Consider the following 14,286-nt stretch of genomic DNA (forward strand, 5'->3'; position numbering starts at 1 on the left):
ATAATGGCTGAAAAACTGATGAAGTACGCCGATGCCGTGGCCAAGTATGACCCGGTGTTCGGTCTGGAGGTCCATGTCGAGCTCTGCACCAACACCAAGCTCTTCTGCCCGGCCCATATCGAGTTCGGCGGCGAGCCCAACACCCAGCTGACCCCGGTCTCCCTGGGCCTGCCTGGCAGCCTGCCCGTGGTCAACAAGACCGCCATCGACTATGCGGTCAAGCTGGGTCTGGCCCTGCACTGCCAGATCAACGAGTGGAGCCAGTTCGCCCGGAAGAACTACTTCTACCCGGACATGCCCCGTGACTATCAGATCTCCCAGTACGACAAGCCCCTGAACGGCGAGGGCTATCTGGACGTGGAGCTGGACGACGGCAGCATCTTCCGTGTGCCCATTGAGCGGGCCCATGTGGAGGACGACGCCGGCAAGAACACCCACGTGGGTGGGGCCGACGGCCGTATTGAGGGCGCCGACCACTCCCTGGTGGACTACAACCGTGCCGGTGTTCCTCTGGTTGAGATCGTGACCAAGCCCATCGAGGGCGCCGGGGCGCGCACCCCCGAGGTGGCCGGGGCCTACGTCCGGGCCATCCGCGACATCGTCCGGGCCCTGGGCATCTCCCACGCCCGAATGGAGCAGGGCAACATGCGCGCCGACGTCAACGTCTCCCTGCACGCCGGGCCGGACGCCCCTCTGGGAACCCGGTCGGAGACCAAGAACGTCAACACCTTCAAGGGCATCGAGAAGACGCTGACCTACGAGATCCGCCGTCAGGCGGCCCTGCTGGAGTCCGGCGGGGAGGTGCTGCAGGAGACCCGTCACTGGGATGAGTCCACGCAGACCACGGCAGGCGGCCGTGTCAAGACCGATGCCAACGATTACCGGTACTTCCCTGACCCCGATCTGGTCATGGTCCATGTGACCAAGGACCATATCGAGGAACTCAAGGCCCAGATGCCTGAGATGCCGCGTGAGCGCTGCGCCCGTCTCAAGAAGGAATGGGACTTCACCGACCGGCAGATGCAGGACGCGGTCAATGCGGATGCCGTGGATCTGATCGAGGATACGGTCAAGGCCGGCGCCACGGCTGCCGGAGCCCGCAAGTGGTGGCTGGGCGAGATCTCCCGCGAAGCCAACGCCCGTGGGGTCAGTCTGCAGGAGCTGCCTATCTCGGCTCAGGATGTCGCCGATGTGGAACAGCTGATCGCTGACGGAAAGCTCAATGACAAGTTGGCCAAGCAGACCGTCTCCGGTGTGTTGGCCGGCGAGGGCAAGCCTGCCGAGGTCGTCAAGAAGCACGGCTACCAGGTGGTTTCGGACGATGGGGCTCTGGATGCCGCTGTCGATCAGGCCCTCAAGGACAACCCGGACATCGTGGCCAAGCTCAAAGGCGGCAACATGAAGCCCATGGGCGCCATTATCGGAGCGGTCATGCGGGCCACCAAGGGCCAAGCCGATGCCAAGGCGGTCAGCAAGATCGTCATGGAGCGCATCGCTAAGTCCTGACCGCGCCCGGTCCGCCGGCCTTGTCCCATCGGGTTCGGACCGGCGGACCCGCCCGGCCTCTCATGGTTTTCCCAGGGGCGAGGGATTACAATTGATTGCCATCGCAGGGTGGCGATCATGGAGGTGACGTGATGTCTATGAGCGGCAGGGGCAATGACCGACCGCAAACGCAAAGCGAGGAATCTGACGATGTGGCGAGCAGGCAGTTGCCCGACCGGATTGAGATTCCCTACATCCGGGGCGAGATGTTGCACCTGCGTCCGGCGGTCATCGCCGACTTGACGGCAATGGATCAGCTGGAGGCCTTCTACAATTCCACCGGCATCACCGGCAAGGGACCTAGCGCCGAACGGGCCGTGGTCAACGCCTGGGTGCGTCGGTCGGTGGCCTGGTCCAAGGGTCTGGCCGCCCGTGATTCGGGCGTGGGCGATCCAGAGTCCCGCCGTACCCTGGCCTGGGCCATGGTCACTGATGCGGACACCGACCAGGACGGCTCGCCCGATGCCGATGCCACCAAGGGGGTCATCGGCATGATCTTCCTGATTGATGTGGACGGCTGGTCCCGCTCGGCCAGGATTCAGGTGGTCCTGGGCAGGCATTTCCGCGGGCGCGGCTACTCCCGTGATGCCATGCCCAGAATCATGACCTACGGGTACGCGGCTGCTCCTACGGGTCTGGGCCTGCACCGGATCTGGGTGGCTGTGCCAGAGAAAAACACACGTTCCATCTCCGTCTATCAGTCCCTGGGCTTCATGATCTCGGGTACCTCGCGTGATGCGCTCTGGGATGCCGAGAACGGCAAGTATCAGGATCAGATTGTCATGGACGCCCTGGTCGACGAGTATGATCCCATCCGTTCTTTGAATGCGTTTGGCATGCATGTCATCCGCGAAAATCCTGGTGTGGCAGAAGCCCTTGTTGCACATGGATACGCCGCGGATGAGGATGGCGGTATCAGCGAAGCCGAGTCCAAGGAGGCCACCCCGGCATCGCATGACACGCAGGCATCAGGTGACAAGGCCAATCAGGCCCCGAAGGATGGTCCGCGTTCAGGAGAAGTTGCTGAAGGCCATGCAGGATCCGGCGGATGGAGTGATGAGAAGACGGGCTCTGGTCAGACGGACGCCAAGGATGCGGAGGAGTCCGGTTCCGGGGGGTCGACCGCCGAGCAGCCTGGCGAGGAGCATACGGCATCGGATTGGGCCTATGGGTCGTCTGAGTCCAAGCGCTCCAAGCGCGCCTGGTGGCGTACGCTTGGCCATGGCCGTGATCGCGCGAATGGAGGTAGTCGATGAGTGCCGAGGATCTCGACAATTACGAGACCAACGCCGAACTGGCCTTGTATCGCGAGTATAGGGACGTGATCAAGCTATTCACCTACGTGGTCGAGACCGAGCGGCGGTTCTACCTGGCCAACAAGGTGGACTTCAACGTCCGATCCGCCGGGCAGGACGTCTACTTCGACGTCCGGCTGACCGATGCCTGGGTCTGGGACGTCTACCGGTCCAGCCGGTTCGTCAAGAACGTCCGCATCGTCACCTTCAAAGATGTCAATGTGGAGGAAGTGCAGAAGACGGACATCGACATCCCCGATTCGTTGGGCTAAGCGGTGAAAAGAATGGTTCTCATTACGTTTACTCCACGCAATGGCGGGAATTCGTGTGGGAAGTCGATTGGAAACCTGGGTTTATGGAAGGCCTGGATACAGTAATAATGATTTTATTTGTCTTCAGGAGGATGGCATGGAACACAAACAGTCTGTAGTCGTCATCGGCGGTGGTCCTGCCGGTTTGACGGCGGCATGGGAACTGGTCAAGGATGGCGGTGATAAGCAATATGATGTCACCGTTTTGGAAGCCACTGAGCAATTCGGCGGCATCTCCCGCACAGTTCGACACAACGGCAACCGCATGGACATCGGTGGCCACAGGTTCTTCTCCAAGGATGACCGGATCATGGACTGGTGGAAGGATGTCCTGCCTCTGCAGGGGGCACCCTCCTATGACGACAAAAAACTTGGTCGCCACCACGACCTGGAGCCTGGTGGCCCTGATCCGGAGAAGACCGACCGGGTCATGCTCAAGCGTCACCGAGTCTCCAGGATCTACTGGAACCACCACTTCTTCGACTATCCCATTTCCCTGACGCTCAACACCCTCAAGGCCATGGGCTTCAAGCTGACCATGCAGGCCGGGTTCAGTTACCTGAAGTCCGTCGTCCACAAGCTGCCCGAGGACAATCTGGAGAACTTCTATATCAACCGCTTCGGCCGCAAACTCTACTCCATGTTCTTCGAGGGATACACCGAAAAGCTCTGGGGTCGCCATCCCCGCGAGATCAGCGCCGACTGGGGCGCCCAGCGGGTCAAAGGGCTCAGCATCATGGGCGTACTCAAGAACGCCTTCCAGAAGCTGCTGCCCAAGAAGCGTGATGCCCATCAGGTCGAAACCAGCCTGATCGAGGAGTTCTGGTATCCCAAGCTGGGTCCAGGGCAGCTTTGGGAGACCGTGGAGCGGCGCAATGTGGAGCATGGGGTCCACGTGATCACCGATGCCCGCGTAATCGGACTGACGCAGAGCGATGGCCACATGACCGGTGTGATCTATCGCAACGCTGATGGCAAAGAGGTGACCCTGAAGGCTGATCAGATCATCTCTTCCATGCCCATCAAGGACCTGGTGGAGGCCATTGCCCACGAGGAGCCCTCCACCGATAAGGAAATGGTCAGAGTGGCTCAGGGTCTGCCCTACCGCGACTTCGTGACCGTTGGCCTGCTGGTCCGCCACCTGCGCATCCGCAACACCACCTCCATCAAGACCCTGGGCGATCCGCCCATCGTTCCTGACTGCTGGATCTATGTGCAGGACCCCGGCTACAAGATGGGCCGCATCCAGATCTTCAACAACTGGAGCCCCTACATGGTCAAGAATGTGGACGGCACTGTCTGGATCGGTCTGGAGTACTTCTGCAAGGAGGGCGATGACTTCTGGAGCATGAGCGATCAGGAGACCACTGACTTCGCCATCAAGGAGCTGACCCGGATGGGCATCATCAACGGCCCTACCGACGTGCTGGACTCGCACCGGGAGCGGGTGGTCAAGGCCTACCCGGCCTACTTCGACACCTACGCCCAGATGCCGGAGCTGGTCAAATGGCTGGACTCCTTCGGCAACCTCTACTGTGTAGGCCGCAACGGGCAGCACCACTACAACAACCAGGACCACTCCATGGCCACATCCATGGAAGCCGTGGCCAACATCAAATCGGGGCGTGCCGACAAGACCAACGTCTGGAACGTCAACACCGAGAAGTCCTACCACGAGGAAAAGTAGACAAACCTCGGCCTTTGTTTCGCTTCAAGCCTCCGACTGCAGGGTCGGGGGCTTTGTCATTTACGACAGGGCGATGGCCGGTGCCTTCAGGGGCAGGCCCAACAGCTGCGAGAAGAAGGCCACACTCTCGCGAACACGTTGACGGACCACCTCTCTGATCTGCGGGTGGCCTGCCGCTCCTCTGCCGTTGCTGACGATGGACGAGAGCCCGTCGGCCATCAGCCAGGCCACAGTACGGGTGCCGGCGGTTTGGATCAGCTGGGTCCGCGGCAGGTCGCCCCGATCCAGCCATCGGTCCAGGGCCCTGGTCAAAGGGTCGATGATCTGCCTGACGAAGCCCTCCATCACATTGCTGTTGGTGCTCAGGTAGTTGTACCAGTTGGCCTTGTCCGCGAAGATGACATCCATCTTCCAGATGGCCCTTATCAGATGCGGGCAGATGTCATCCAGCGCCTCTTGAACGCTCAGGTCAGGATTCTGCAGGATGTCGACTACATGATCCACGTAGGAGGCCAGGTAGGTACGCACACAGGCATCTACCAGGTCGTCCTTGGATTTGAAGTAGTAATAAAAAACGCTCATGCCCACGCCCTTACCGTGGTTCATGGCATGGATTACGTCGCGCAGGGATGTGTTCGCAGCGCCTTTCCGGTCGAAGACCCGCATGGCGGTGGTTACGAATTCGCTCCGCCGCTGTTCACGCAGAGATGATCGATCATTCATATGCCCAGTCTAGAGGTTTACCTGTGATTTCTGGACACGCAGGCCGGTTCTTGCACCCGTCGGCCGCACGTTGTAGGCTTATGGAAGTTCGATAAGCCGAGTCGGCATCGAATTTTCATGAGCGGTACCCCCGCACTATTCTCAAGCTATTTGCCTAACCTAATTAGGTATAGCGAAGGAAAGGCATTACAACAGTGGCAACAAGCCAAGATATTCATTCCATGAAGCTGCCCGAACTCAAGGAATTGGCCAGGCAGCTGGGGTTGCGCGGTATTTCCGGCATGCGCAAGCCAGTCCTGATCGAGACGATCGAGGCGGCACGCTCGGGCGGCAAGGCCCCTGAGGGAGTAACCGTTGGTAAGCCCAAGGCTGCGGCCGCCGTGGCCAAGGGGAGCCATGACGCCAATCAGCAGCCGGCAGGGCAGGCGACGAAATCCTCCGCGGAAGGCGGACAGGAGTCCACCGAAACCGAAGAATCTAAGGAATCCAAGGATGAGCGTCCTGTCGGAGACCTCTTCGACGTTTTGGGCATTGACGCTCATAAGAGCGGCCATACCGAGCACAGGAACCGCTTCCCCCATACCGTTGCCGACGAGGAGAACGTGGTCATCTCCCGTCGCCGTCACCGCAACACGGATTCATCCCGAGGCTCCCACACCAACCGTGGCCGGAGCGAGCGTGAGCATGGTGAGGAGCGCGAAGGTTCCGGCTCCGGTTCAGTGCGTAACTTGGACGACATTCTGGCAGCACTGCCCTCACGAAATGACCGGCCCCGTCGGCGCAGCTATGAGGATCATAGCGAGGATGGGCGTGACTACCGTCACAACGGCTATGATCGCCGGAACCGTGGCGATCGCAATGACCGTAACGATCGCAATGACCGCAATGATCGACGCAACCGCAACAATCACCGTAATGCCGTCCGTGATCGCGACTATGAGCCCAGGGAGAATTTCAAGCCCGAGGATCTGGTTCCTGTAGCAGGCATTGTGGATGTGCTGGACTCCTACGCCTTTGTGCGCACCTCCGGCTACCTGCCTGGTCCCAACGATGTCTACATCTCCATGGGCCAGGTCAAGAAGTACGGCCTGCGCAAGGGCGATGCCGTGCATGGCTCCATCCGTCCTCCGCGCGAGGGCGAGCACCGCAATCAGCGGCAGAAGTTCGTCCCCCTGCAGGCCATTGACACCATCAACGGCATGAGCGTGGAGGACGCTGCAGGGCGGCCCCACTTCAACAAGCTGACCCCCCTCTACCCGCAGGAGCGCATGCGGATGGAGACCCAACCCAAGAACATCACCGGTCGTCTGATCGACATCGTCGCCCCCATTGGCAAGGGCCAGCGCGGCCTGATTGTGTCACCACCCAAGGCCGGCAAGACTCTGACCCTGCAGTCCATCGCCAACTCCATCACCGCCAACAACCCCGAGGTGCACCTGATGGTGGTCCTGGTGGACGAGCGGCCCGAGGAGGTCACTGACATGGAGCGCACGGTCCAGGGTGAGGTCATCTCCTCCACCTTCGACCGTCCCGCCAGCGATCACACCACTGTGGCCGAGTTGGCCATCGAACGGGCCAAGCGCCTGGTGGAGCTGGGGCAGGATGTGGTGGTCCTTCTGGATTCCATGACCCGCCTGGCCCGCGCCTACAACATCTCGGCTCCCGCCTCCGGCCGCATCCTCTCCGGCGGTGTGGATGCGCAGGCGCTCTATCCGCCCAAGCGTTTCTTCGGTGCCGCCCGCAACATCGAGAACGGCGGCTCCCTGACCATCATCTCATCGGCCCTGGTGGAGACCGGGTCCAAGATGGATGAGGTCATCTTCGAGGAGTTCAAGGGCACCGGCAACATGGAGCTGAGGCTGACCAGGGATCTGGCCGACAAGCGCATGTTCCCCGCCATCGACATCAACGCTTCCGGCACCCGGCGCGAGGAGCTGATCACCGCGCCCGAGGAGTTGTCTGTGGTCTACCGTCTGCGTCGCCTTCTGGGCGGTATGGAAACCGAGCAGGCCTACCAGACCTTGGTGCCCAGGTTGAAGAAGACCGCCACCAACCGGGACTTCCTGGCGGCCATCAACCAGTCCATGCTGGCTCAGAAGTGACTCGGGCCTGATATCTGACCCGCTTATTGGGTTCCATCCGCGATTCAGTTCGCGGATGGAACCCAATGCATAGGCAGCGACGAAACAATACGGCCGTTTAGGGCGATGATCTGTTCGAAGCCTTAGCCTTTGTTTTTCATAGTGTCGTCGCCTCTCTGTCATGCTGCCATCCCGCTCTCCCGCCACTGAAATCTGCAGGCGCTTCCTTGGATTCGGCCAAGAATGCAGGATTTGCGCCTTCTGTGGTATTGCTCCAGTTTAGGATGCACCGGTACCGACGCTGATCTGCCTGACAGCAAACCCCGTCGGCAGTCCGTTGGGAAAGGCCAATAGGGCTGGGACTTTCTTGCTCTCACGCTTGACCTGTCACCAGGTCCAGATGCGTTGCCGGGAATCCAGTGCCAGAGCCTGATGGTCTCCAGCGCTGATTGACCAATCTGCAGGCCAATCATGCTGAAGGCGACCAAGACGTAGCATAGACTGACGAGTACTGTGGCGCCACGACTACGTACCATCTTCATGTGAAGGCATCCTCACCCATGCGTCCGGCACTTGCATAGGTAGGTGTAGGCGAACGAGACTCTCACCAAGAGTCAATAATCCCATCCATTCCAATAACACCAGTGTCAAGGTGGAGAGGAGCCCGGCATAGTCGCCTAGGACGCTTGATTAGACTGGTATTTTATGAGCGATGCGAAGATGGAAACAGTGATTGATGACCAGATGCAGAGTGGTGGTCCCCATGCCCAGGTCGCAAGCCAGGTTGAGGAACTGCGTGCCGATGTGGACACCATTGATGCCGCCATTGTCGCCATGCTGGCCGAGCGGTTCAGGGTGACCCACCGCATCGGGCTGCTCAAGGCCCGGGCAGGATTCGCCTCGGCGGATATGCACCGGGAGAGTGCACAAATAGCCATCTTGCGAGACAAGGCTGATGATTACGGGCTGGATCCGGATCTGGCTGAGGCCTATCTGCACCTGGTGGCCGATGCCGCCAAGCGCGACCATGAACGGCTGGCAGGCCAGGCCAACTCACACTGAGCAAACCCACTATATGGTCATGGCCGACGGCTCGGATCAATTCCTATGCCATCGGCCACAAGGTATCAGCGAGTGCTGGTTAGAGTCTGACGAGCCATTTCCAAGTAATGCTGTCTTGCTGCCAGGACAGTCACCGTTATGAAAAGTCCGACAAGCAGCACGATGAGCAGACCCTGGCTACCGGTCAGAGGCAGAATATCCTTGTAGGTAAAGGGCAGATTCTCGGTTTGAGGGTTGCCTTGGCCCACATTCCAGGTGACGTTGACTGTTGTCTGGCCAGCCTTGAACGCCGGGGTATAGAAGGTCCAGGTATTCCATGATCCCCATGCGTCGGCTGTGCCGCTCCGGGTCAGTTCAAGAACTGTAGCAGTATCCGGATCCGTGCCGACTGTGACCGAGCTGATGGTCAATTGCGGCGGGCAGACCAAGGTGGCTGCAATGGTGTCGTTGTCGGAATTGACGCCTAGCTGCCCGCCGCCGTTGTCGCCCCATCCGTAGGCTTGACCGTCGTAGTCAATGGCCAGGACTTGGCGCTCGCCTGCACTGATCTGTGTGGTGCTGCCGTCTTTGCTTACCAGAACGGGGGATTCGCTGATGGATCCTGAGATGGAGACATTGCCCAGGGCGTTGTGACCGTTGCTTCCCCAGGTGTATATTTTCCCTTTGTCGTCGATTCCCGCGCAGAACCATCCACCGGCGCTGATTTCGGTGGGTTTGAATCCATCGCTGCCTCCGTCGGGATCGGCCACCAGGGTCGGTATTGCGGCATCATTGGTGTCTCCGGTGCCCAGGCGTCCGTCGGTATTCGCACCCCAGGCGTAGGCCTTGCCGTCTCTGCCGATGGCCAGGGAGTGTGAGCCCCCTGCGCTGACCTGGGTGGCAAAGAAGCCTATTGATCCGTCCTCGTATTTCACGGGTGACGACACCGACACAGGAGTGGCCTGTGAGGATTTGGCATTGTTGCCCAGTCTGCCGCTGTCGCCATAACCCCAGGCGTAGGTTTGCCCGCTTATGCCGATGACCAGGGAGTGCTGATACCCCGCACTGACCTGTCTGACTTGGAATCCAGGACTGTCTGCGCTTGCGTTGACGGCTACTGGAGCCGGGGCGTTCCCGGTCGTGTCGCCGTCGCCTACCTGGCCTCCTTTGTTCTTGTCTCCCCAGGCGTAGACCTGATGATCCTTGCCGACGGCCAGAGAATGATAGCCGCCTGCGCTTACCTGGGTGTAGGCGAAGTCGGTGCCCGCGTCGGATGGCTTCTTCACTTGGATGGGTGTCGTGTCGGTGCCGCCTGCGGTGCCCTTGCCGAGCTGTCCCCTGCTGTTGTCTCCCCAGGCGTAGGCGTTGCCGTCACTGCCGAGGGCCAACGAGAACCCGTATCCTGCGCTTACCTGAATATAAGAGAAGTTGTCCTGGTTGCCAACACTGTCGGGCTTCTTCACTTGGACGGGCGTCTTGCTGCTGTCCTTGCTGCCGTTGCCGAGCTGGCCCGTGCTGTTGTCTCCCCAGGCGTAGGCGTTGCCGTCACTGCCGACAGCCAAGGAATGGTTTTTGCCTGTGCTGACCTGGGCGAAGCGGATGCCGCGCTGCGAGGGCGGAGTGATGGTGACCTGGTATCCGCCAGTGGATGGACTGACGGTTGGGTCGACGGTCATTTGAGTCGAAAGCGTCCAGTGCGCGACCAGGGTCAACGGTTCCGTGACTGGCTTGCCGAAGTCGTAGGCCACATTGGAACTGCCGTCAGCCGCTTTGACGAACCACCCGTCAAAGAGGAAGTCCGTCTTGGTCAGGGTCTGTCGGGGTACCAATTCACCTTCCTCGATGTCCTTGCTTGTCCATGCAGCTCCAGTACCTCCCTCGGGGTCAAGCGTTATGCGCTTCTTGGTCCGATCGAAGGTGTAGTCGAACTGCTGCCTCTGCCTTGAGTCTCCGGTATCGTCGGCAATAGTCCATGTGATAGTGAAACTGGAGGGGCCGTACGGGTACGCGGGTGTGACGAAGGTCCAATCCTGGTTTGCATCCCAGGTGTCGTTGCCTGTCTGGGTCAGGTTTGTGGCTGGCTTGGTACTGCTGGCCATGGTGCCGAAGACGACCTTAATCAGGGTAATCTGGGGCGACTGTGTGGTGCCGGGCACTGAGATCGCTCCGGTTCGTCCAAGCTGGTTGTAGTAGCTGTATCCCCAGGTGTAGAGCAATCCGTCAGACCCAATGGCCGTCTGGTGATGGCTGGAGGTGGATACCGTGCAAGCCTTTACCGACTGGGCCAGGGTGATGGTTTTCGGATTGATCTGCCAAGCCGTATTATCGTACACGCCGTTGCCCAGCTGGCCGTAGGCCTCCTTGCCCCAGGTATAGATCTTTCCGCTGTCGTCTATGGCTTCCGATCCATCGTCGCCCGCGCTGATGGCGGTGATGTTGACAGGCTCGTCTCCAAAGCTAATCGCGGTGGATCCTCTCTTACTGACATTGGTATCTGTAGTGGAGCCGATGGCGGTGCCGGAACCCCATCCATAGAGGTCATGATCCGTATCCAGCGCCAGCACGTGCTGGTAGCCCGCGCTGATGGCGATATAGAACCGAGTATCAGGCTGTCCGGTGTCTAGGTCTTGGACACGTGTCGGTGTCGGACTGCCATTAGGGGCGCCGTTGCCAAGCTGCCCCTTGTCGTTCTGGCCCCAAGTCCAAGCGTGGCCTTGACTGTCCAGGGCCGTGCCCGAGGTAAATCCTGCGCTGATGGCTGTTATGTTGGACAACGCCGTGACCTTGGTAGGGGTGGAATGGCTGTCATAGTTGCCGATGCCGAGCTGGCCTTGAGTGTTGTCGCCCCAGGTGTAGACCGTGCCGTCCGAGGCCAGGGCCATGGCATATGCCCGTCCTGCGCTGATGGCGGTGATTTTGGCATTGTCTGTCTGTGCCTTTACTGGTTCGCTGGAATAGCTTCCGGTAGTGCCGTTGCCGAGCTGTCCCTTGCCGTTGTTGCCCCAGGTGTAGACCGTGCCGTCCGAGGCCAGGGCCATGGAATAAGCATCCCCGGCGCTGACGGCTATGAAGATTTTTCCTTTTATGGCATCATTTTCGGTGATTCGCACAGGTGTCGTCGCCGTGCCTGAGTTTTTGCTGTTCCCCAGTCCGCCGCTGGCCTGATTTCCCCAGGCGTAGACGTGTCCGTCAGAACCCACAGCCAGGGTGTGATAGCGCCCGGCGCTGGCCTGGGCAAATCTCACTGCTCTGGGCTTGGGGGGAGTCAGGGTGATTTTGGAGCCCCCGGTGTCGTCGCCATGGAGGGCATCCGAGGTCTTCCATTTCATGTCTGACGAAGACCAATGCGCTTTCAGATTCAGTGGCCCGGTGACAGGACTGCTGAAGTCGTAGGCCACATTGGAGCTGCCGTCCGCCTCCTTGATGAACCAGCCGTCGAACAGGAAACCTGCCTTGGTGACGGTGGGGCGCGAAGCCTGCTTGCCTGCGGTGACGAACTGGTCCGAGGCTGATGAGCCTCCGTCCGAATCAAAGGTGATCTTCTGGGCAGTGGGTGCGAATGTATAGTTGCCAATGCTTTGCCCCTGTTGTGCAGCACCGCCAATGGACCATTGACCGTCGTTGATCCTGATCTTGGTGGTTCCGTAAGTGTGGTGCGGGGTAGTGACCGTCCATGGGGTATTTGAACTCCAGGTGTCGTCGCCTGCTGAAGTTCGGCTAATCGGGCTGTTGGTGTCGGTCTTGGCTACTTCCGTCCTGCCGAAGGTTACCTTGGCCAGGTCTATCTGGGGTGGGCCGACCGCTGCAGGCTTGGTCTGCGAACCGCTTTGAGGTCCCTTGCTGCCTTGTCCCAGCTTGCCGCTTTTCGCTTCCCCCCAGCTGTAGGGGAGCCCGTCCGAGCCGATGGCCAGACTGTGCCGGCAGACATCGAATGCGGCGACTGTGACGCCTGTCAGGCTCACCTCGGTCATAGTTGATTTAGGCTTTGTGGTTCCGTCGCCCAGCTGACCGCTGGAATTGCTGCCGAACATGTACAGGCTGCCCGCAGAGTCGACCACCGCAGAGGAGTAGTCCCCGGCGCTGGCTGAAACAGGCGTCGCCGCTCCCGTGGGCAGGCTTACCAGACTGGGATAGAAGGAGTGAACGCTGTCGGCATTGGGGTCATCTCCTTTGGTCAGGGGATAACCCCAGTAATATACCTTGCCTGAATTGCTCAGTGCCAGGACGTGCAGGTACCCTGCATCGATGTCGGTGTAGACAGTGCTGTCTGGGTTGCCGGTCGAGTCGCCGTAAATGCGCGATGGAGTGTAGACGTTGGAACCACTGCTGGTGCCGTCCATGGTGCCGATGCTGAGCTGGCCGCCCTGGTTGCGTCCCCAGGCGTAGGCATGTCCTTGGCTGTCCAGCGCCGTTTGAAAATCGTATCCGGCGCTGATGGTGGTGAAGGTGACGCCGGATGAAGAGACCGCTGCTGGTGAAGCGTTGACGTTGACACCCGTGTGCCCGTTGCCGAGCTGGCCGTATTCGTTGTCTCCCCATGTGTAGATCGTCCCGCTCGAGGACAGGGCCATGGCATGCCAGTATCCGGCGCTGATGGCGGTGATGGTGGCGTTGAGATTCGCCTTTACCGGTACTGAAGAATTCGTGGTGGACCCGTTGCCGAGTTCGCCGCGACTGTTGTCGCCCCAGGTGTAGACGGTGCCGTCCGAGGCTAGGGCCATGGAGAATGTGGTTCCCGCGCTGACGGATATGAAGGTCTTTCCCTTGATGGCCTCGTTTTCGGTAATCCGCACTGGCGTGTTTTTGTTGATTGTGGTGCTGTCGCCAAGCTCGCCCTTGCTGTTGTCGCCCCAGGCGTAGACGTGGCCGTCCGAACCTACGGCCAGGGTGTGGTCGTGGCCGGCGCTGACCTGTGCAAATCTCACCCCTCTGGGTTTGGGGGGAGTCAGGGTGATTGCAGAGCCCCCGGTGTCGTCACCGCTGACGTCGGCTGTCGTCCACTGGGCGTCGTTGACCGACGACCAATGGGCCGTCAGCGACTGCGCGCTGGTGACCGGCTTGCCGAAGTCATAGGCTACATCGGAGCCTTTCAGGAACCATCCGTCAAACAGGTAGCCTGATTTGGTGACGGTAGGAGGAGATGCCAGATGACCTGAGGTTACTGTCTGGCTCAGGGCTGGCGAGCCGGATACCAGCGAGCCCCCGTCAGGCTCGAAAGTGAGGGTATATGAGGATGAATCCCTGGTCTGTGGCGACTTGGCTCTCGGTGAGCTGTTCCTGATGGATTTGTCTGTCTTTTTCTCGTTGAACGGTAGGATGGACTTGAAAGGCGAGGGATTGTTGCTGGCCAGCGGTGATGGTGAGGCGGTTGGAGCAATGGCCCCAGCCTGTGCCTCGCTACCGGTCCGGAGTAATGGAGTTGCGCTGGTGTCCGGACTGGGTGAGGGTGATTCCGTGGTAAGCGAAGGCGCCGTATCGCCTGTGGTTGCGTATGCGCCTGTTGATGCGCCGATCAGTGCCAACCCAACCATGGCTGTCAGCGTCACCAGTCTGCGGATGCCATGAGCGTTCCCCATTCGATGCTTCCTCCCCAAGCGTGCCGA

The 14,286-nt window shown here is 60.0% G+C and carries 8 protein-coding genes; 6 read left to right on the forward strand and 2 right to left on the reverse strand.

Features of this window, described 5'->3' with window-relative positions; all coding sequences use genetic code 11:
- Positions 1 to 3: 3 nt before the first annotated feature.
- The 4 genes from gatB to H3T88_RS00750 all read left to right on the forward strand — a co-directional run bounded on the left by gatB (position 4) and on the right by H3T88_RS00750 (position 4,838).
- Positions 4 to 1,506, forward strand: a complete 1,503-nt coding sequence (gene gatB / locus H3T88_RS00735) for an Asp-tRNA(Asn)/Glu-tRNA(Gln) amidotransferase subunit GatB (protein ID WP_198203221.1) — start codon at positions 4 to 6, stop codon at positions 1,504 to 1,506.
- 245 nt (positions 1,507 to 1,751) lie between these two features.
- Complete coding sequence (locus H3T88_RS00740) at positions 1,752 to 2,801, forward strand: GNAT family N-acetyltransferase (protein WP_232347076.1); 1,050 nt, start codon at positions 1,752 to 1,754, stop codon at positions 2,799 to 2,801.
- Positions 2,798 to 3,112, forward strand: a complete 315-nt coding sequence (locus H3T88_RS00745) for a DUF2469 domain-containing protein (RefSeq protein WP_015022511.1) — start codon at positions 2,798 to 2,800, stop codon at positions 3,110 to 3,112. The genes H3T88_RS00740 and H3T88_RS00745 overlap by 4 nt, the downstream gene beginning before the upstream one ends.
- A gap of 136 nt (positions 3,113 to 3,248) precedes the next feature.
- The gene (locus tag H3T88_RS00750; protein WP_015022510.1) at positions 3,249 to 4,838 is read left to right on the forward strand and encodes an NAD(P)/FAD-dependent oxidoreductase; all 1,590 of its coding nucleotides are present in this window, start codon (positions 3,249 to 3,251) and stop codon (positions 4,836 to 4,838) included.
- Positions 4,839 to 4,898: 60 nt separating this feature from the next.
- Here the strand turns inward: H3T88_RS00750 and H3T88_RS00755 are convergent, their stop codons facing one another.
- Complete coding sequence (locus H3T88_RS00755) at positions 4,899 to 5,561, reverse strand: TetR/AcrR family transcriptional regulator (RefSeq protein ID WP_015022509.1); 663 nt, start codon at positions 5,559 to 5,561, stop codon at positions 4,899 to 4,901.
- 221 nt (positions 5,562 to 5,782) lie between these two features.
- Here H3T88_RS00755 and rho point away from each other — a divergent pair, with 221 nt between their 5' ends.
- Both rho and H3T88_RS00765 read left to right on the forward strand, forming a co-directional pair.
- Positions 5,783 to 7,663, forward strand: a complete 1,881-nt coding sequence (gene rho / locus H3T88_RS00760) for a transcription termination factor Rho (RefSeq protein ID WP_232347077.1) — start codon at positions 5,783 to 5,785, stop codon at positions 7,661 to 7,663.
- Positions 7,664 to 8,347: 684 nt separating this feature from the next.
- Entirely contained in the window at positions 8,348 to 8,704 is a 357-nt protein-coding gene (locus tag H3T88_RS00765) for a chorismate mutase (RefSeq protein ID WP_198203222.1), read from the forward strand.
- 65 nt (positions 8,705 to 8,769) lie between these two features.
- On the opposite strand, the gene H3T88_RS00770 is transcribed toward H3T88_RS00765, so the two are convergent.
- Entirely contained in the window at positions 8,770 to 14,259 is a 5,490-nt protein-coding gene (locus tag H3T88_RS00770; protein WP_198203223.1) for an RCC1 domain-containing protein, read from the reverse strand.
- Positions 14,260 to 14,286 lie beyond the last annotated feature (27 nt).

The organism is Bifidobacterium sp. W8110, assembly GCF_016101375.1.
GTDB lineage: Bacteria > Actinomycetota > Actinomycetes > Actinomycetales > Bifidobacteriaceae > Bombiscardovia > Bombiscardovia asteroides.

What these genes read in the sequence shown, in the direction of transcription:
- gatB (WP_198203221.1), top strand. Translation starts at nt 4, where the DNA reads ATGGCTGAAAAACTGATGAAGTACGCCGATGCCGTGGCCAAGTATGAC.
- H3T88_RS00740 (WP_232347076.1), top strand. Translation starts at nt 1,752, where the DNA reads ATGTTGCACCTGCGTCCGGCGGTCATCGCCGACTTGACGGCAATGGAT.
- H3T88_RS00745 (WP_015022511.1), top strand. Translation starts at nt 2,798, where the DNA reads ATGAGTGCCGAGGATCTCGACAATTACGAGACCAACGCCGAACTGGCC.
- H3T88_RS00750 (WP_015022510.1), top strand. Translation starts at nt 3,249, where the DNA reads ATGGAACACAAACAGTCTGTAGTCGTCATCGGCGGTGGTCCTGCCGGT.
- H3T88_RS00755 (WP_015022509.1), bottom strand. Translation starts at nt 5,561, where the DNA reads ATGAATGATCGATCATCTCTGCGTGAACAGCGGCGGAGCGAATTCGTA.
- rho (WP_232347077.1), top strand. Translation starts at nt 5,783, where the DNA reads ATGAAGCTGCCCGAACTCAAGGAATTGGCCAGGCAGCTGGGGTTGCGC.
- H3T88_RS00765 (WP_198203222.1), top strand. Translation starts at nt 8,348, where the DNA reads ATGAGCGATGCGAAGATGGAAACAGTGATTGATGACCAGATGCAGAGT.
- H3T88_RS00770 (WP_198203223.1), bottom strand. Translation starts at nt 14,259, where the DNA reads ATGGGGAACGCTCATGGCATCCGCAGACTGGTGACGCTGACAGCCATG.